Genomic DNA, 18,483 nt, shown 5'->3' on the forward strand with positions numbered 1-18,483 from the left:
TAGTTTTCTGCACTGCTGATAATATTGGCAAATAGTGTAACAGATCTTTCCCTGAAGCATCTTGGATGAGCGTCAGAGTAATTGTTGTCTAATATATTAGATCGCTCCTAATGACTCTCGAATATTATCTAATGCCGCAACCGGATCAGAGGCTGCGGTAATCGGTCTGCCGATTACCAGATAATTTGCACCTGCCAGCAGTGCTTGCTCCGGCGTTAAAGTGCGGGTTTGATCGTCACTGGCGCTTCCTGCCGGACGAATACCTGGTGTGACCAACTGAAAACTTTCTGGCAATTGGGCGCGTATGGGCTGAATTTCCCGTGGCGAGCAAACCACTCCATCCAAGCCGCTGTCATGCGCTAAATTTGCCAGCCGCAAAACATTATCTTTGGCATTACCCGACAAGCCCACTGCTGTCAGCTCATCATCATGCAGACTGGTTAAAATTGTAACCGCAATCAATTTAGGGCGCTGCGGATAGCCTTCCAAGGCTTCCCGCGCCGCGCTGAGCATCGCTTTACCGCCCAGGGCGTGAACATTGAGCATCCATACATTGAGGTCGGCAGCTGCTTGGCAGGCTTTAGCCACGGTATTGGGAATGTCGTGATATTTCAGATCCAGAAATACATCCAGTCCCATATCAGTCAATTTCCGTACTAAATCAGGCCCGGCGCGGGTAAATAACTCTTTACCGACTTTGACTTTACAGTTTTGGTCTTTGAGTTGCTGCGCTAAATTTAATGCAGTTTCAGCCTGGGCAAAGTCCAGCGCAACAATAATTTTTTCAGCATTTTTCATATACACTCCTTTGGTAAAGTCCTTTAAGCCTGCGTTTCCAGGCTATTGCAATGGGTAGCCATTGATAAGCACCATGTATTTTCAGATAAAATGTCAATGGCCCATCTTCAGGATACACGCTGCTACGTCCCAGTAAATAAGTATCACTGTCAGTCACAGGATCGGCGGCAAAAATACGTTGATAGCCCGTTTTTCTGGCGACTTGAATCACATTATTATCATAGCGCCCATAAGGAAAAGCCAGTAAATCCACGGGTTTATTCAGCAAGGTATTTAAGCAGGTTTTAGATTGTTGCAGCTCGGCCTCTAAATCTGCCGACTTAAGCTGGGTAAGATCAATATGATGATTGGCGTGAGAACCGATTTTAACCCATTGCTCAGATAAATTTTGCAATTGCTCAGCCGTCATCAGTATTTCCGTTTTATTCGGGTGATGTCCCGCCTGTAACCAAGGCGGGTACTGACCTAAGGCTGCTGTGGGAATAAACAGGGTTGCAGGTATCGCTTTAGCCTGCATCTGTGGCAAAGCGTGTTCCAGCAAATTAGCAAAACCATCATCAAAGCTGACTGCAAGCTGCCGGGTTTGACCGCTTGCCGGGGCATCGGCAAAAACTGCTTGGGTATGGCGCAGAATTTGTTGCAATTGTCGCTGAAATGCACCTGCCTGTTTGGCAGTGACTTCGTGATAACACAGCACCACCAGGGGATATGGACGATTTAACAGCCAGCGGCGCAAGCTGTCAAATACAAAATAAAACAGGGCTAAGATGAGTTTGATAAAATTATTCATATTATTGCAGACGCTCACGCGCCTGACCATTATCCAACACCTGACGAATCTGGGTTGCGGCATCTTGCAGATTATTTTGTTTTTTCAAATGCCATAAGCATAAGGCTCCAGTATAAATCAGTCCATCACGCGTGGGGCCAGCAGTGCCTTCCAACGCGGCAATACCTGTCTTTGCCGCAGCTTTAGCAATGCTTTCCCGATCCTGTGCCAGTGCCACTTCATCTTTTGTCGCCTCTAATGCCTCAGGAATATTATCTGGAATTTGCGCGGCGCGCACAGCCTGTTGGATATCCAGCATTCCAGGTTGCATATCAAATTCCTGTAAATCTTCATCAGCATGATAATAAAAACATTTACCCGCTTGACGCAAAGAAGGAATCACGCCACCTTCCACGCCGCGAATCAACAAGGCGGAATCAAACCCTGAATGCCGTGCTAAATAAGCATAGACCGCAGAATAGGGTTTATGTACATAACCAGTGACAAGGTGCGTTTTCTGCTTGCCCCGCAGCGGACCGACCAATACTTCAACGGCAGTAATCACCGAACGCTTAATCATTTTACGACGAAAATCAGTTAAGTCATGTAAACCCGGACAAAACGCTTTTTGATCAACATAGGCCCAACCTTCATCCGTCAGCCGCTCAGCCGCCTGTTGTGGCGATAAATCAACGGATACACCCGCCGCACGTAGCACCTGGCGATGGGTTACGCCAAACTTGGGGCTGACCGTCTCCATGCCATGACTGACGGCAGGTATGCCGCAAGCCGCTAATACCGCAGGTAAAAATGGCGAAGCGGGCAGGCTGCGATTATAGCCGTTGTAGGGATCAGCAATATCCACCACCTCATCCACTGCCGTGATAACAATTTGACTACTGTCTTTAATGCCACTCAGCACGCCCTTATTTTCTGCTTCCGTTTCCCGTTTCATGCGCAATGCAATGAAAAAAATTGCAGTTTGCACCGGGTCAATCCAGCCCTGAGTAATGGCATACATCGCCTGTCTGGCTTCTTCCTGGGAAATATCCTTACTCAGATCCGGGCCGGTGGCAATACGTTGGATAATGGAATGCATCAGTTGTCGGGCTTGCGCCTGTATTTGTACTTGTTCAGTCATTGTCTTAAATATCCTTAGGAGTGAGAATTTTATAACTTCAGCAACCTGGCTGGTCTTTTCCTCCATTTTCTGCGTTGTGAAAACAGTTACATAGCTTGCTATGCGCCTGTTTTCACGCCTTGAAAATGAATAAAAATCCTGCGCCCAGTTTCTGCATTTATTTCATCCTCACTCCTTATTAAACCTAGAATAGCAGTGATCATATGGATTCCATTAAGAAATGGGAATTCAACAAGCATAAAAAAAGGTCTGAATATGTGAGTCATTGAGTATGAAAAATGAATTTCCAAAAATTAGCAATTTTGCTATTCTTCAGAATGAGATTTATCACAAGCGGTGATAAATTCGCGTATTATGTAATTCCAGGTGATACACGGCATTGTCTCATATCAAAGCACTTCCCGAAAATCCTAAGAGGCTGTCCGAGAACAGAGGCTGTAGCGAGGGAAAGCTGGTTTGAGGCAGATTTTTTCATTATTTGAGGCGAATATTGGGTATATTTAACGAAAATAAGGGAGAAATCTGACCAAATCCAGCTTTTCCGCAGTAGGTCTTGTGTTCTCAGACGGCCTCCTAGCACACACCATCAATAACCTGGCGTGAGATGCCAGCAGTTTTCAATATATTTAGTACTGCTCAAGCTTACACTAAACTAAGGAATAACATGGAAATTCTCGTTTTATATTACAGCCGTTATGGAAATGTTGCCAATATGGCGCAACATATTGCCCGGGGTATCGAATCCGTGCCCCATTGCTGTGCCAAACTACGTACAGTGCCGCCGGTGTCAGAAACTTGTGAGGCGGTTGCACAAACAATTCCTGAGGAAGGTGCGCCTTATGCACAGCTTGAGGATCTGGAAAACTGTGCAGGCCTATTACTGGGCAGTCCGACACGTTTTGGCAATATGGCTACGCCGCTGAAATATTTTCTGGATAAAACCAGTGGCTTATGGCTTAGTGGCGCATTAATTGATAAACCTGGCGGGGTGTTTACTTCCACCAGCAGTTTGCATGGTGGGCAGGAAAGCACGTTACTGAGTATGATGATCCCCCTGCTGCATCATGGCATGATGGTGATGGGCTTACCTTACAGCGAAGCCGATTTAAGCCACACTCAAAGTGGTGGCACGCCTTATGGTGCCAGCCATGTGGCCGGTACTGATAGTCGCCAAAGCCTGACGGAAGAAGAGCAGCGCTTATGTCAGGCACAGGGGCGACGCATGGCAGAAACCTGCAAGCGGCTGGTATAAGGAGCGAGAATTTTATAATTTCAGCAACCTGGCTGGTCTTTTTCTCCATTTTCTGCGTTCCGCCGGTTTGGACTTAGGCAGTTACATAGCTTGCTATGCGCCTGTTTTCACGCTTTGAAAATGAATAAAAATCCTGCGCCCAGTTTCTGTATTTATTTTATCCTCACTCCTAAGAGTCTAAAATCATTTTTTATGCCGCATCAAGCATTAAAATTTCAAGGCCGCATTTTAATCATTGCGCAAGCTGCCGTGGATCTGGCAGAGTTGGCGTATTTATTAAAACAGCAGGGCTATAATACTAATGTTGCCACCACGCTGCAAGCAAGCACGGCGCAACTGGAAGGGCATTTACCCGATTTAATTTTATTGTCCATGCAGGCCCCTGGCGGCGATGCCAAGCTCTGGTGTGACAAGCTGAAAGCCAGTGCCGCAATATCAGATATCCCGATTATCTTATTGCTCAGTGCTGAGGAATTAAAAAATCGCCAGCTATTGTTTGCCAAGGGTTGTGTTGATTATTTATTGCGCCCATTTCAATCTGAAGAGATACTGGCGCGGGTGGGGAATCATATGATGTTATATCATTTGAAAAAAAATCTGCCCAATATTACACAGCATGATGACCTGTCGCGCTATGTGTGGATGGATGCGCAGCGCCTGGAAGAAAAGTTTGCCCAGTTATTACATAATTCAATGGAACTGGAAGAGCGGGTAAAGGCCCGCACTCAGGAATTAGCACAACTTAACCGTGTCTATGAGCGCTTTGTACCGCGAGAGTTTTTGGATTTTCTGAAAAAGCGCAGTATTATCGAAGTGCATCCCGGCGATCAAATTCATCAGGAGATGACCGTGATGTTTATGGATATTCGTGATTTTACTTTTATTTCAGAACAACTAACCCCCCAACAGACGTTTAATTTTCTGAATGAGTGGTTAAGTCAGACCAGTCCGGTAATCCGCAAATATCGGGGATTTATTGATAAATATATTGGTGATGCGGTGATGGCTTTGTTTCCTCATGGCCCGGAACATGCGCTGCAAGCCGCGATTCATATTCGTAAAAATTTATCCCGGTTTAATATAAAGCAACGCGCGCAGGGTAAAAAACCAATTGATATTGGCATTGGCATTCATACCGGGCGTTTAATGCTGGGTATTATCGGTGATCGTCAGCGTATGCAAAGCACGGTGATCGCTGATGCGGTAAATCTGGCTGCCAGACTGGAAGGTTTAACCAAAATTTATGGTGCCAATATCGCCATCAGTAAATATACCTTGCTGCGTATTCTGAACCCTAAAAATTATAATTTTCGCTCAGTGGGTAAAATTCGCCTGAAAGGTAAAAAAAATGCCGTATCAGTTTATGAAGTGCTTGATGGTTGCAAGGAAAAAGAACTGCGTCTTAAAATGAAAACGCGCAGTAACTTTGAAAAAGGCTTGAATTATTACCAGAAAAAAAAATTTGCTGAGGCCAGTATGCAATTTCATCAGGCACTAGAGGCCTACCCCGATGATAAGGCGGCAAGGCTTTATCTCACCCGTTCCGCACAATATCTGGTTAATGGCGTGCCCGATGACTGGGAAGGCATCGAGGTGATGGAAACCAAATAAAAGGAAAATAATATGACCCAGGATAATCCGTTATTATCACCGCCAGAACGCGTCATGTGCTTTAAGCAGCTTTCTTTGTTTTTGGAACGCTATCCCTGGCTGGGTGATCTAGGTGCCTTGCTTGCGGGTGGTCTTCTGGTGCTGGCTTTTGCCCCATTTGGTCTGTTTCCAGTTGCCATACTTTCTTTATTGATGTTATTTCTGTTATGGAAAGCCTGTAGCCCTGCGCGTGCATTCTGGCGTGGCTGGTTATTTGGACTGGGGCAGTTTGGCTTTGGCGTGAACTGGCTGCATATCAGTCTGGCGCAATTTGGTGGCATCGACCTGGCGGCGGCCATTGCGCTTAATGCCGCTTTTGTGATGTTGATGGCCTTGTATCCCGCCTTGCTGGGTTTGTTTATTCTTAAAGTCTACCCGGTGTGTAATAAGGTTCGCCTGTTGGTGGCTTTGCCTGCTGCCTGGACCGTGATGGAATGGGTGCGCGGCAGTTTATTTGGTGGCTTTCCCTGGTTGTTGGTGGGTACCAGTCAAGTTGATTCCCCACTTGCCGGTTGGGCACCGATGATGGGGGTTTATGCTTTAAGTTGGGCAGTCGCTTTCAGCGCATGTTTGATTTTATATAGCGTAATGGTGCGCCATCGTGCCTGGAAGCCATTGCTGGGTTTTATATTGCTCTGGGGTTTTGGGGCTTTATTAACCCTGGTTAACTGGGGCAACCCGGAAGGTAAACCGCTGAATGTTGCCTTGGTTCAGGGCAATACCCCGCAAGAAATCAAATTTATGCATCAATATGCAGAGCCTATCATTAAAAACTATCTGGAATTAAGCCGGCAACATCGTGATGCTGATTTAATCATCTGGCCGGAAACCGCAATTCCACTCTTTTTCCATCAGGCCATGCCTTTTATCCAGGAAATCATTCAGGAACATAAAGATCATAAGACTGATTTTCTGATTGGTATGCCCATGCAAGACCCCGATGATAATCAGATTTATAATGCGGTCGCGATGATCAACGCAGAAAAACCTGGCTTTTATTACAAACGTCATTTAGTACCATTTGGCGAATATATGCCGCTGCGCAGCCTGATTGAAGAATCTTTGGATTTTATTCAAATTCCATTTTCTGATTTTTCAGAAGGCCCGAAAAAGCAGAGCTTGCTCAGTACGCAGCGGCATTATATAGGGATTTCAATTTGTTATGAAGATGCGTTTCCCGCAGAAATCCGTCGCGCGCTGCCCGGTGCTAATTTTTTGGTTAATGTCAGTAATGATGCCTGGTTTGGTGATTCGCTGGCTCCGCATCAGCATTTACAAATTGCCCGGATGCGTGCTTTAGAAGCAGGACGTCCACTGTTGCGCGCAACTAACACCGGCATCACGGCAATTATTGACGCACACGGCAAGGTTGTTACGCAAATGCCGCAGTTTCAGCAGGGGGTGATACGCGCACGTATTCAACCTCGAAGCGGTGCCACCCCCTATGCTCTGGAAGGTAATATCCCTTTGTTATTTATTATGATCGTTTTTCTGGGTATCGGGATTATTCTGCATTATTTTTGGCATCCGGTTCATTCCACACCCTGCTAAACTCTGTTTTATGGCAAGCTGGACAGGGTGGAATCCGCCCTGGCTTGTGGAAAGTCATTTCTTTGCCACAGGCATTACAGGCGATAGTACCGGGGCTGGCAATTTCTCCGGTATGAATATGCGTGTCAGCCTGCGCCTGCTCAGCAATTTTATCCAGTTCAATGCGCGTATAATCCACCATGCCGCTGAATGAGTCTAATATCCGCCCTTCAATTAAACTTAAATCAAAGCGCATCCAGTCTTTAAGTTCCTTACCCGTTTCCACCAGAAATTTTGCCGCATCCTGCACGTCGCGATGCAAATAATTACCTAACTTACGCGCCTCCATATCATTGATTTCTTCTAACTCAATGGCTTTATTAACGGCGGTATCGATATACTGACGCAGATTTCCTACCCCTTCGCGGGTTTGATTGAGAGATTCTTTAACCCGCTGCATCAGCGTGTTATATGATTGCTCTAATTGAGCTTCCAGCTTTTCTGATTGATCCTGTTCTTGTTTTGACATGAGAAAATACTCCTTTATAGTTTTTTATTGTTCAAGTCCGGCAAACGTACGCTAAACACGCTGCCTTTACCCACTGTACTGGTGATAGAAATTTCTCCCTGCATCATTTCCACCAGACGTTTACTAATGGTTAAACCCAGACCAGTACCACCAAATTGGCGTGTCGTATGCGCGCCAGCCTGGGTAAAAGCATGAAATACCTTATCAAGTTGCTCCTGAGTCATACCGATACCCGTGTCTTCAACTTCAATAAAAAAATTTCCATCACATTTATTAGCGCGTAAATACACGTCACCATTTTCAGTAAATTTCGCAGCGTTACTGAGCAGGTTGACAATAATCTGACGCAGGCGCGTCAAGTCTGCATAAACGGGACTTATATCACCTGGACATTGGATGTGAAACTGGTTGTTATTGCGCTGTATTAAAGGCTCAGTGACGGTTTTGACTTCTTCCAGCAGATTAGGCAGGGTAAAGGTTTCCCAGAATAACTCAATTTTTCCAGCTTCGATTTTGGAAAAATCCAGGACATCATTGATCAAACTTAATAAATGTCGTCCCGCAATGCCGATACGATCCAGATCCTTTATCCAGGCTTCATTTTGCTCATCTTCAGCTTCTTCTTTCAGTATTTCGCTGTAACCAATAATGGCGTTCATAGGTGTGCGTAATTCGTGACTCATATTCGCCAAAAACTGGCTTTTAGCGTGATTGGCTTCTTCTGCAACTTGACGCGCTTTTTCAAGTTCCTGCACCATGCTTTCCAGGCTGTGACTTTTTTCTGATAAATCCTGATTTTGCCGGGTTAATTTTTTTTGCAAATGACTGATACGCAGATGGGTTTGAATTCTTGCCAGCAGTTCTTCTTGTTGAAAGGGCTTAACGATAAAGTCTTCCGCGCCAAGTTCTAAGCCTTTCACCTTATCCACAGTTTCTGACAAGGCACTCATAAACAAAATGGGGATATTCTGCGTCTCTGTCTGTTGCTTAAGGATGCGACAGACTTCAAAGCCATCCATGCCCGGCATCATGATATCCAGTAAGATGATATCAGGTTTGACATAATTGAGCTTTTGCAACGCTTTTTCACCGTCTTTAGCGATTAATACCCGAAAACCATAAGCATTTAAAAAGTCAAATAAAACCTGAAGATTATTGGGGTTATCATCCACCACCAATATAACATCTTGTGTTATCCCTTCAATCTTTGTCTGTGTGTTCATGGTTCCACTTAAAAACGATAACTGAGTTCAATAAAATAATTGCGCCCCGGCATAGGTAAGTCATCAGGCAGTCGCGCTTCACCAAACTCAGAAATTGTTGATGGCTCAATAACTGGCTCATCAAAAATATTACGAATACCAAATGCCAGATTCCAGTGGTTATAACGAATATCTTTATAACGTAAGGTTAAATCAATCTGTGTATAAGCACCTAAATCTTCACGGGCATCAACGGGGTTGCGTTCACGGCTACCCACCCAGTTAAGCTGTGCATTCAAATACCATTTTGGCATCAGCAACCAATCTGCGCGCAAATAAGCATCCTGAGATGTTGATGTTACATTTATATGTTTTGTTGTAATACGCTGTAGCGCGTAATTTGCCAACAAGCTGAGGCGCTTGCCGACTTTCCAGCGTGCTTCCAGTTCCAGACCCTGGCCTTTGCGCCGTTCATTATTTTGCACAATATACTTATGTAAATCAGGACTAAATTGAAACTGCAAGGCGTCCTGCCAGTTAAAGGTATAAATATTCACACCCAGGTGCAGACGATCATTGACATAATAATTTAATGCCAATTCCGTGGTATCAATGGTTTCCGCCTTAACATTCGGGTTTCCCTGAACGATAAGATTATTTTGGTTGTATAACTCAACAAAAGAAGGGGCACGAAAAGCATGACCATACAACAGTTTTGCGGTTAATTTTGGAATTGGCTGCCACACCAGTGCAAAACGCGGGTTCAGCGTACCGCCAAAATCAGAATAATGATCATAACGCAAGCCTGTCGTCAGCTCCCAGTTTTCATAAAATTTCCAATGATCCTGTAAAAATACATACCAGCTTTTACGTTTTTCTTCAGGCAAAAATACATAAGGGGTATCAGATAAGTTTAATAACCCCGCAGCTAAGGGCACCGGCATACCGGTGACAGGATCAATATTGGTTTCATGCGTGATTTCATATAACTGTCCATAAGAATAACCTGCTCCCATGCGCAAACTGTGCTGCTCAAAACCAAAATAAAATGCAGATACATCCAGGCGCATTTGCCGTTCATTGATACCGGAATTAAAAATAATACCTTCAGGATAATTCAAAAAATCCTGTCCGGTCGTTACTGGCACAGTAAAACCTGGTCGCGTCTGGATTTGGTTTTCAGTCGCTTTTGATTGCATATCCAGATAACTGAGGCGGGTTGTTACATCCCAGTTGTCAGCAATTAAAGGATTATGATAAGTTAAATCTGCACGATAGCGCTGATCTTCAAAACGGCTTTTGGGGTCTAAAATATTGTTATAATTAATGCCCAGGGCAGTATCATAATGGCCCTGATAACCCAGGCGCAGCTTCCAGTATTTCCAGCCCAGATCCAAATTCATATCCAGGTTTTTACGTTGTAAATTGGCCGTTGCCGGTGCAAAAGACAGAGCAGGTATAGCATAATGCGCAAGTTCCTGATCCAGCGTGCTTTGTCCATCCCTGCGTATGAGTGGATCGTGTCCATCCGTAGTTTGGTATTCCAATACCAGCCCCATATCAAGCGCCCCCAATTTTTGCCCATGCTCCAACCACACATCACGCATATTATAACTACCCAGGCGACTACCAATCCGGGTACCATCAATATCATTTTTATTTTTGGTAATGATGTTAATTGCGCCAGCAAACGCATCTGCGCCATGAACCGCAGAACCGGGGCCGCGAATAACCTCCACGCGGGCAATTTGTTTCACCGACATACCACCCCACACCGCATTACGCCCACCGGTATAAAGGGTATCAATTGGAATATCGTTAACCATCATCAGTACCTGAAAATCTGTCTTAATACCTCGCAGGCTATATATCGGGTTATAAGCTGTGGAATGGCGTGAGACATGAAACCCTGGAATCATTTCCAGTACCTCATCAATATCTCGCGCACCTGTGGCTTCAATATCCTGCGCGCTAATCACACTGGTAACAGCAGGCGCGCGGGCGATGGATTGTTTACTGCCAGTTGCAACCTGTACGTTTTGTTGTTGCACTAAAGCATCAAAGATGTCAAAAACATCGTCTAAAGTCACATCCACTTCTAATAAATCGGCTAAGTCCAGTTGTTTTAATTGTTCAATCGCTCCCCCCGTATCTGAAACAGAAAGCGCGTTTTCATCAGCATATAAAGCCTGGCTTGGTAATAATAAAAATAGCATAATCAACAGCAAACTAAAGTGGGCCGGGTTTAGTTTCAAAACTGGCATGAAAATCTATCCTTAATTATTGGCGATTAATAATGCGTGCAAGCTGTAATAAATTTGCACTAATTTTAAGTTTTGCCTCATTAACCGCCTGCGGATTGACCGCAAAACGTACCTTAGTGCCTTGTTGATAATAAGCAATCATGCCCCCTTCTAAAATAAAATCCTCGCCATTGCCAACACTTAAAATTGGATAATCACGAATATAGGCAAAAACTTCTTGCAGGGTATAGTTTTTTAACTCAGCAATAAATAAGACTTGGCAGGACTGAGTTTGCTCAATGGATTCAATCCGCAGTATTTCAATTTCACGCTCGCGTATGGTTTCACCTTCCACAGCAGCGTCTAATTCCGTTAAAGCATTTTCAAAGGTATCTTGTCCTAATACACAAATACGGTAAGGCGAGCCAATAGCTTGAAAAACGCTTTCCGGCCATTGGGTATAACGGGTAAAATTAAATAATAAAACAGCTTTTACATAACTTTCCCGAATAACCAGTTCAGCTTGGGGTAAACTGGGTAATAACAATAACAAACCAAGCAATCCACCTTTCAGGAAAGATAAACAACAACACTTCATACTCATAGCGGATCCAGAACAATACATAAAAATGAAATTTCAGATAGACTTTATCTTATTTTGACATAAAACACACATAAAACAGCGATGAAAATTCTCAAAAACTTATCAATCCGTTATAAGTTACGGATCATTATTACCTTGACCAGTGGTATCGTATTATTACTGGCCTCTATTGCCTTTGTCAGTACTGATATCAAAAGGTTTCGTGCTGACATGGCCAGTGAGTTACTGGTGCTGGCGGATCTGGTCGGACGTAACAGCACACCGGGTCTGTTATTTAACGATACTGAGTCTGCCACGGGTAATCTTCAATTGCTCAAAGCAGAAAAAAGGGTTTTGTTTGCGCATATCTTTGATAAAAAAGGCAATTTATTTGCCAGTTATTTTGCGGCGCAATTAACAAAAATACAACGCCAACACAGCCAGCACGATAAGCTGAGTAATTCCCCCTTTGTACAAAGCCGCCTGGGTCTGTTAGCCGAACCTGACGATATTCCTGAGGAAGGGCTGTCACTATTTCAGGACGACCATTTAGATACCTTAATTCCCCTTAAGTTTGAAGATGGCGCTTTAATTGGCGCAGTTTACATTCAAGCAGATACAGCGCAATTAACACAACGTCTGTTTAATGCCGCAAAAATTGTTGGCATCACGCTACTTATTGCACTGGTGCTGGCCCTTGTACTTGCCTCCAGCCTCGAATCTATTCTTACCCAACCCGTATTTCACCTGCTGGAAAATATGGGACACGTTGCCAAGATACGCGATTATTCGATTCGGGCCACCAAAATGTCCCAAGACGAACTCGGTCAGTTAACCGATGGTTTTAACACGATGTTGGGAGAGATTGAAAAAAGCAACCTGAAACTCAAGCAATATCAGGAACACCTGGAAGAAATGGTGGAACAACGCACCGCAGAACTGGCAGAATCCCGTGATCAGGCACTGGCAGCTAACGAGGCACTGAAAAAGCGTGGTGAAGAACTGGCTGTTGCGCGTGATGCCGCAGAAGCTGCAAACCATGCTAAAAGCACTTTTCTGGCAAATATGAGTCATGAATTACGTACCCCGCTGAATGGCATATTAGGCTACACCCAAATTCTGGGCCGTGATAAAGGCTTAAATACCAATCAAAAAGACGGTATAGAAATTATTCACCGCAGTGGTGAGTACTTACTGACACTGATTAACGATATTCTGGATCTCTCAAAAATTGAAGCCGGGCGTATCGAATTATTTCCCAATGATTTTATTCTGCATGACTTTATCCTGAGTTTACGGGAAATCTTTGTCATTCGCGCACAGGAAAAAGGTGTTATTTTTCAAACCTTGCTCGGCAGTGACAGCGGTTTTGACGTGCGTCCTCTACCAGTCGCTTTACATGCCGATGAAAAGCGACTACGCCAGATTTTACTCAACCTGCTCAGTAATGCCGTGAAATTTACCGACCAAGGTGAAGTCCGGCTTAAAATTGGTTATGACGCTCAAAAAATTTGCTTTGCAGTGGAAGATACAGGCGTTGGTATTGCCACTGAAGATATTGATACAGTTTTTGCCCCATTTCAGCAGGTGGGGGATGTTTTACATAAAGCTGAAGGCACAGGGCTGGGTATGCCCATCACCAAAAAACTAATCAATATGATGGGGGGGGAGATCGAACTGACCAGCACACCGGGCGAGGGTAGTTGTTTCAGCTTCTCTCTGGTTTTAGCGATTGCTGAAACAGTGCCTGAACACAGCACGCAAAAAATACTACCACTCCCTGTTGCCTACCAACGCCTGAGTGGACAAAATCACTGTAAAGTGCTGGTGGTGGATGACAATGCAGTTAACCGTTTACTGGTTAAAAATATGCTTCAACCATTAGAATTTAACATCATCATGGCAAGCGATGGACAGGAAGCGCTGGATAAAATTGCACAGGAACAACCCGATATCATTTTAATGGATCTCATCATGCCGGGGATGGATGGTTTTGAATGCACCCGTCAGTTACGCGAACACCCACAGGAAAACCTGTGTAATATCCCCATTGTAGTAGCCTCTGCCAGCGCCTTTGAAGCAGATAAAAAACGTAGTTTTGCATTAGGTGCAACGGGTTTTATCACCAAACCGATCAAACAAACAGAATTGCTGGAACAACTAGAACAGATATTACAACTTGAATGGATTTATGAAGATGATGAAGAAGAGCAGTCAGAGGAAGCGCAAACCTGGGTGCCGCCCACTACTGCGCAAGCTAAAGTCTTACAGGAATTGACCATAATAGGAGATTTTCGTGGTTTGCAGGAATATCTGGACGCTATTTTAAAAGAAAACCCACAGTTACAGCCTTTTTCCCAGGAAGTGCATAAATTGGCAAAAGCATTTGAAGAAGACGAAATATTAGAAATATTATCTAAAATCATCTGAGAGCCTGAGTTTGGCGTAAGTTTTTGATAAGGAATTAAAACCCATGCATACCCCCGGTTTCCCACAACTGCCAGAGGCTGAAGCTAATGTTTGAATTTGCTGATTTTCAGGGTTTTAGCATTGCACGTCTGCCACGTATTATTTTTGGCAGCGGAAAAATGCGTGAAATTGCAGAACAGACCGCACACTATGGCAAACGAGTGTTATTGATTACCGGCGCACGGTCATTAGAGCAATCAAAATACTGGAATAATCTGCAACATGATTTTCAGGCTGCGGGACTGGAATATACCCAGGTGAAAATTACTGGCGAACCAGGGCCGCAGCAAATCGATCAGATTGTGGCGCAGTTTTTCAGCGCCGATATTGAAGTGGTCTTAGGTATCGGTGGTGGCAGCGTATTAGATGCCGCCAAAGCCGTTGCCGGTCTATTACCTTCTGGCACCTCGGTATTAGAATACCTTGAAGGCGTAGGCCCGGAACGGCCTTACCAACCTCCGGCACGGCCTTTTATTGCCGTGCCCACCACTGCGGGTACTGGCAGTGAAGCCACTAAAAATGCAGTACTCAGCCAATCTGGCAATAATGGCTTTAAAAAATCTTTTCGCCATGATGCCCTGGTGGCGGAAGTGGCGATTATTGACCCGGACTGGTTAAAAAGTTGTCCCACTGACTTGATTGCCGCTGATGGCATGGATGCGTTTACGCAATTGCTGGAATCTTATGTCTCCACGCGCGCCAATCCCTTGACCGATGCCCTGGCTTTATCCGGCATGATGGCATTTCGTGATAGTTTTTTTCACATCTGGCAAGGCCAAGGCAGTGCTGAAGATTACGCCCGACTGGCTTATGCCTCATTATTGTCCGGCATCTGTCTGGCCCAGACCGGGCTTGGCAGCGTGCATGGTTTAGCTTCCCCGCTGGGTGCATTTTTTCCAATACCACACGGCGTGGTCTGCGGTACTTTGCTGGCAGAAGCCACAGATATAAATATTACGGCGCTGCAAAGCCGACAGGCAGACTCGCTTGCCCTGAAAAAATATACCCAGATTGGGCATTTACTGGCACGGGATGAAACCCTGGCTACGACCATTGCACAACAGAATTTAGTGCAACGCCTGCGCGACTGGACAGCACAATTGCAACTGCCGCGTTTGTCAGCCTATCAGATGCAGGAAAGCGATATCGCACGGGTGGTGGCTAACAGCCGGGGCAGCAGCATGAAAACCAATCCCGTGCTATTGACCGATGCAGAAATTGCAACATTACTGCAAAGGCGTTTGTAAGGCGATTGTTATAAGTGCTGCGCCGTTGTAGAAACACCCCCACGGGCGTGGGGAAGACTTAGGGTCTAACCACAGCACCTCAAGTTTATTAGAAACACCCCCACGGGCGTGGGGAAGACCCATTTCGTTTACCCATCAGATATGCCCAGGCAGAAACACCCCCACGGGCGTGGGGAAGACCCGTACCAGCTTTATTTTCCATGCACAAGGTTAAAACCTTCGCCTTTCAGGCAAACAGATTTGTCTCTAATGTTTAACGGTAAAACTTAAAATATGGGTTTTAGCACTAACACCCCAAAGGGGTATTTTAATATAGCCTGGGGCAACGCCCCACTGCCATTAACTTAAGACTTTTGGTTAAAAATTATTGCTTTATTCTCATTGGGTGAGCAAGTATATCCCTGAAAGGGATAAGCATACCAGCCTGGGGCAGCGCCCCAGGTAGGTTGTTTTGTTGAATTAGAGCCCTGAAAGGGCGATACATCAGAGGGTGCGTCATTTATGTATCGCCCTTTCAGGGCTCTGGTATCATCACATTACACACCCAGGGCGTTGCCCTGGGCTGGTATGTTATACCCCTTTGGGGCTGGCTGAATATTTTCTTAAGTTAATGGTAGTGGGGCAACGCCCCAGGGTAGAGAATGGCACGGATACAATTCCAGGGGTGTTACCCCTGGCTATATTAATGCGCCCCGTTGGGGCTAAACAACAGGGCTTGTCCGCCCTGTATCTCGGCTTTCAGCCACCAAACGCTCTAACCCACCCGTCTTTTAGCGGGTGGTTGTTTAGTTCAGGCTTCCAGCGCAGGAAACACCCCCACAGGCGTGGGGAAGACTTGCCGCTTTTGCTTGCTGCAATCCTTTAAATGGAAACACCCCCACGGGCGTGGGGAAGACGATTTGAGTTTAAGCGGGAATACTTCTTCAAAAGAAACACCCCCACGGGCGTGGGGAAGACTGAGTGCGCTTTGATAGTCACCAACGCCACGAAGAAACACCCCCACGGGCGTGGGGAAGACCCCCATTTTTTTGGGCAGTTCTTATGTAGCCTGGAAACACCCCCACGGGCGTGGGGAAGACAATTTGGAAGAAATCCAAAACCACAATGAATGGGAAACACCCCCACGGGCGTGGGGAAGACGTGGACGATGCTGAAGAGCGTCCCGTATTTAGAGAAACACCCCCACGGGCGTGGGGAAGACTTCTTCAAAATCCGTAAAATCTCGCCGTTCAAAGAAACACCCCCACGGGCGTGGGGAAGACCTGGCTCACAGTCGATACAAACGGCGGTGAAAGGAAACACCCCCACGGGCGTGGGGAAGACAGTTTTTTTAGTCTGCATTTAATATCTCCAAAAGAAACACCCCCACGGGCGTGGGGAAGACGTATTGTGTTTTATTCGCCCAGTTGGGATCATGGAAACACCCCCACGGGCGTGGGGAAGACGCGCTGCTGGTCGCGTTTCTGCTGTTCCGCTGGGAAACACCCCCACGGGCGTGGGGAAGACTGGCATCCAGACGGGCGGCAGGGGAGCAACTGTAGAAACACCCCCACGGGCGTGGGGAAGACCCGTTCCCCTGGTCGATTTGATAGCCAAACTCAGAAACACCCCCACGGGCGTGGGGAAGACTGTGGCGTGTTTGGTGCGCGTGAGGGGCTTGTAGAAACACCCCCACGGGCGTGGGGAAGACGACATATAAAAACGCGCTGTTTGCGTTTCCTTAGAAACACCCCCACGGGCGTGGGGAAGACCTGAGCATGATTCGCATCTTGTCGCATTGTAAGGAAACACCCCCACGGGCGTGGGGAAGACGTGGACGAAACCGGAAAAAACATGCTTGCAGAAGAAACACCCCCACGGGCGTGGGGAAGACTGTTTAGCTGCATGATTCCAGTGAATAAAACAAGAAACACCCCCACGGGCGTGGGGAAGACCTTTGAAATTCTTCTTTCCAATTACCTTAATCGGAAACACCCCCACGGGCGTGGGGAAGACAAGCTGGATACCCTCGCTTTGGTCTGCAACATGGAAACACCCCCACGGGCGTGGGGAAGACGAAGTTAAAACGGCTAGTCTCTCGTCAAATATAGAAACACCCCCACGGGCGTGGGGAAGACTTCCTGATAAAAGGGTCGCACTGAGGGCGCTACGAAACACCCCCACGGGCGTGGGGAAGACATTCACCAAATGTCATGGGGTGAAATACAATCAGAAACACCCCCACGGGCGTGGGGAAGACTCTCGTATATGTAATCGCCCATTGCTTTCTCAAGAAACACCCCCACGGGCGTGGGGAAGACTAAATGGCTCTGAAGCAGCGGCGGTATTGTCGAGAAACACCCCCACGGGCGTGGGGAAGACTATCACCGCTTAATAATGCCTGAATACGTGCAAGAAACACCCCCACGGGCGTGGGGAAGACCGTTTATTGGATGCGCCACTTGTAATACTCCTAGAAACACCCCCACGGGCGTGGGGAAGACTTGTTGGTGCTTTGGACGTTACAGGCGATGGTGGAAACACCCCCACGGGCGTGGGGAAGACGCTATTTTTTTCAGTGCATGATGATGGTGTATAGAAACACCCCCACGGGCGTGGGGAAGACGTATGCGATTTTATACCTTGAGGGCTTAAGCCAGAAACACCCCCACGGGCGTGGGGAAGACCCACCTTTGTTGAAGACGCAATACAAGCCCGTGGAAACACCCCCACGGGCGTGGGGAAGACTTTCCATAAAATCAGCTTTATATGATTTATCAAGAAACACCCCCACGGGCGTGGGGAAGACGAAACATTAGGATTTTACGTTCATCAAGTAGTGGAAACACCCCCACGGGCGTGGGGAAGACCTCGGTAGCTTTGCAGGCTTGCCGTTCTTGGGGGAAACACCCCCACGGGCGTGGGGAAGACCTGTAACATCTAGCAATACATGGGAGACAATAGGAAACACCCCCACGGGCGTGGGGAAGACAATTTTTGCGCCTTCTTGCGCGTGTTTTTCTTGGAAACACCCCCACGGGCGTGGGGAAGACACCCGCTTATCAGGGATTCCTGCCGGTCTGCCAGAAAC

The 18,483-nt window shown here is 46.3% G+C and carries 12 protein-coding genes and 1 CRISPR repeat array (1 of these 13 only partly in view); of the genes, 5 read left to right on the forward strand and 7 right to left on the reverse strand.

The features are described from left to right. Window positions 1-96 precede the first annotated feature (96 nt). Genes pyrF through QUF61_RS02765 form a run of 3 tightly spaced genes read right to left on the reverse strand, consistent with a single transcriptional unit; the run spans window position 97 to window position 2,708 of the window. Entirely contained in the window at window positions 97-798 is a 702-nt protein-coding gene (gene pyrF / locus QUF61_RS02755) for an orotidine-5'-phosphate decarboxylase (RefSeq protein WP_289680339.1), read from the reverse strand. After that, window positions 785-1,588: a polysaccharide deacetylase family protein gene (locus QUF61_RS02760; RefSeq protein WP_177428522.1), complete on the reverse strand. Its 804-nt coding sequence runs from the start codon at window positions 1,586-1,588 to the stop codon at window positions 785-787. Before QUF61_RS02760 ends, pyrF begins: the two co-directional genes overlap by 14 nt. A 1-nt stretch (window position 1,589) precedes the next feature. Next, complete coding sequence (locus QUF61_RS02765) at window positions 1,590-2,708, reverse strand: anthranilate phosphoribosyltransferase (protein WP_289680340.1); 1,119 nt, start codon at window positions 2,706-2,708, stop codon at window positions 1,590-1,592. A gap of 664 nt (window positions 2,709-3,372) precedes the next feature. On the opposite strand from QUF61_RS02765, the gene wrbA reads away from it, so the two are divergent. The 3 genes from wrbA to lnt all read left to right on the forward strand — a co-directional run bounded on the left by wrbA (window position 3,373) and on the right by lnt (window position 7,161). Beyond that, complete coding sequence (wrbA, locus tag QUF61_RS02770) at window positions 3,373-3,960, forward strand: NAD(P)H:quinone oxidoreductase (RefSeq protein WP_289680342.1); 588 nt, start codon at window positions 3,373-3,375, stop codon at window positions 3,958-3,960. 192 nt (window positions 3,961-4,152) lie between these two features. Next, window positions 4,153-5,571: an adenylate/guanylate cyclase domain-containing protein gene (locus tag QUF61_RS02775; protein ID WP_103920950.1), complete on the forward strand. Its 1,419-nt coding sequence runs from the start codon at window positions 4,153-4,155 to the stop codon at window positions 5,569-5,571. A gap of 12 nt (window positions 5,572-5,583) precedes the next feature. Continuing rightward, window positions 5,584-7,161, forward strand: coding sequence for an apolipoprotein N-acyltransferase (gene lnt, locus QUF61_RS02780; RefSeq protein ID WP_103920951.1), 1,578 nt, complete (start codon window positions 5,584-5,586; stop codon window positions 7,159-7,161). Here the strand turns inward: lnt and QUF61_RS02785 are convergent. Genes QUF61_RS02785 through QUF61_RS02800 form a run of 4 tightly spaced genes read right to left on the reverse strand, consistent with a single transcriptional unit; the run spans window position 7,115 to window position 11,718 of the window. Further along, window positions 7,115-7,669: a zinc ribbon-containing protein gene (locus QUF61_RS02785; protein WP_103920952.1), complete on the reverse strand. Its 555-nt coding sequence runs from the start codon at window positions 7,667-7,669 to the stop codon at window positions 7,115-7,117. The two genes, lnt and QUF61_RS02785, sit on opposite strands and share 47 nt — an antisense overlap. A gap of 14 nt (window positions 7,670-7,683) precedes the next feature. Next, window positions 7,684-8,892, reverse strand: coding sequence for an ATP-binding response regulator (locus QUF61_RS02790; RefSeq protein ID WP_103920953.1), 1,209 nt, complete (start codon window positions 8,890-8,892; stop codon window positions 7,684-7,686). A gap of 8 nt (window positions 8,893-8,900) precedes the next feature. Continuing rightward, window positions 8,901-11,135 carry a TonB-dependent receptor plug domain-containing protein gene (locus QUF61_RS02795; RefSeq protein WP_289680343.1) on the reverse strand — a complete coding sequence of 745 codons (2,235 nt, stop codon included), beginning with the start codon at window positions 11,133-11,135 and terminating at the stop codon, window positions 8,901-8,903. A 16-nt stretch (window positions 11,136-11,151) separates the two neighbouring features. After that, window positions 11,152-11,718: a TOL_0243 family YfiR-like periplasmic protein gene (locus QUF61_RS02800; protein WP_177428523.1), complete on the reverse strand. Its 567-nt coding sequence runs from the start codon at window positions 11,716-11,718 to the stop codon at window positions 11,152-11,154. Between the two features lie 81 nt (window positions 11,719-11,799). On the opposite strand from QUF61_RS02800, the gene QUF61_RS02805 reads away from it, so the two are divergent. Both QUF61_RS02805 and QUF61_RS02810 read left to right on the forward strand, forming a co-directional pair. Then, window positions 11,800-14,127 carry an ATP-binding protein gene (locus QUF61_RS02805; protein WP_289680344.1) on the forward strand — a complete coding sequence of 776 codons (2,328 nt, stop codon included), beginning with the start codon at window positions 11,800-11,802 and terminating at the stop codon, window positions 14,125-14,127. 86 nt (window positions 14,128-14,213) lie between these two features. Next, a complete protein-coding gene (locus QUF61_RS02810) occupies window positions 14,214-15,413 on the forward strand; it encodes an iron-containing alcohol dehydrogenase (RefSeq protein ID WP_289680345.1) in 1,200 nt (399 codons plus the stop codon). Between the two features lie 807 nt (window positions 15,414-16,220). After that, a CRISPR array of direct repeats spans window positions 16,221-18,483; the repeat unit is 28 nt; unit sequence GAAACACCCCCACGGGCGTGGGGAAGAC; it runs 6,919 nt beyond the window's last position.

Origin of the sequence: Candidatus Venteria ishoeyi (assembly GCF_030378065.1) — a bacterium.
Classification (GTDB): domain Bacteria; phylum Pseudomonadota; class Gammaproteobacteria; order Beggiatoales; family Beggiatoaceae; genus Venteria; species Venteria ishoeyi.

Excerpts from the sequence above, each read along its gene's own strand:
- pyrF (WP_289680339.1), bottom strand. The coding sequence starts at position 798 with ATGAAAAATGCTGAAAAAATTATTGTTGCGCTGGACTTTGCCCAGGCT.
- QUF61_RS02760 (WP_177428522.1), bottom strand. The coding sequence starts at position 1,588 with ATGAATAATTTTATCAAACTCATCTTAGCCCTGTTTTATTTTGTATTT.
- QUF61_RS02765 (WP_289680340.1), bottom strand. The coding sequence starts at position 2,708 with ATGACTGAACAAGTACAAATACAGGCGCAAGCCCGACAACTGATGCAT.
- wrbA (WP_289680342.1), top strand. The coding sequence starts at position 3,373 with ATGGAAATTCTCGTTTTATATTACAGCCGTTATGGAAATGTTGCCAAT.
- QUF61_RS02775 (WP_103920950.1), top strand. The coding sequence starts at position 4,153 with ATGCCGCATCAAGCATTAAAATTTCAAGGCCGCATTTTAATCATTGCG.
- lnt (WP_103920951.1), top strand. The coding sequence starts at position 5,584 with ATGACCCAGGATAATCCGTTATTATCACCGCCAGAACGCGTCATGTGC.
- QUF61_RS02785 (WP_103920952.1), bottom strand. The coding sequence starts at position 7,669 with ATGTCAAAACAAGAACAGGATCAATCAGAAAAGCTGGAAGCTCAATTA.
- QUF61_RS02790 (WP_103920953.1), bottom strand. The coding sequence starts at position 8,892 with ATGAACACACAGACAAAGATTGAAGGGATAACACAAGATGTTATATTG.
- QUF61_RS02795 (WP_289680343.1), bottom strand. The coding sequence starts at position 11,135 with ATGCCAGTTTTGAAACTAAACCCGGCCCACTTTAGTTTGCTGTTGATT.
- QUF61_RS02800 (WP_177428523.1), bottom strand. The coding sequence starts at position 11,718 with ATGAGTATGAAGTGTTGTTGTTTATCTTTCCTGAAAGGTGGATTGCTT.
- QUF61_RS02805 (WP_289680344.1), top strand. The coding sequence starts at position 11,800 with ATGAAAATTCTCAAAAACTTATCAATCCGTTATAAGTTACGGATCATT.
- QUF61_RS02810 (WP_289680345.1), top strand. The coding sequence starts at position 14,214 with ATGTTTGAATTTGCTGATTTTCAGGGTTTTAGCATTGCACGTCTGCCA.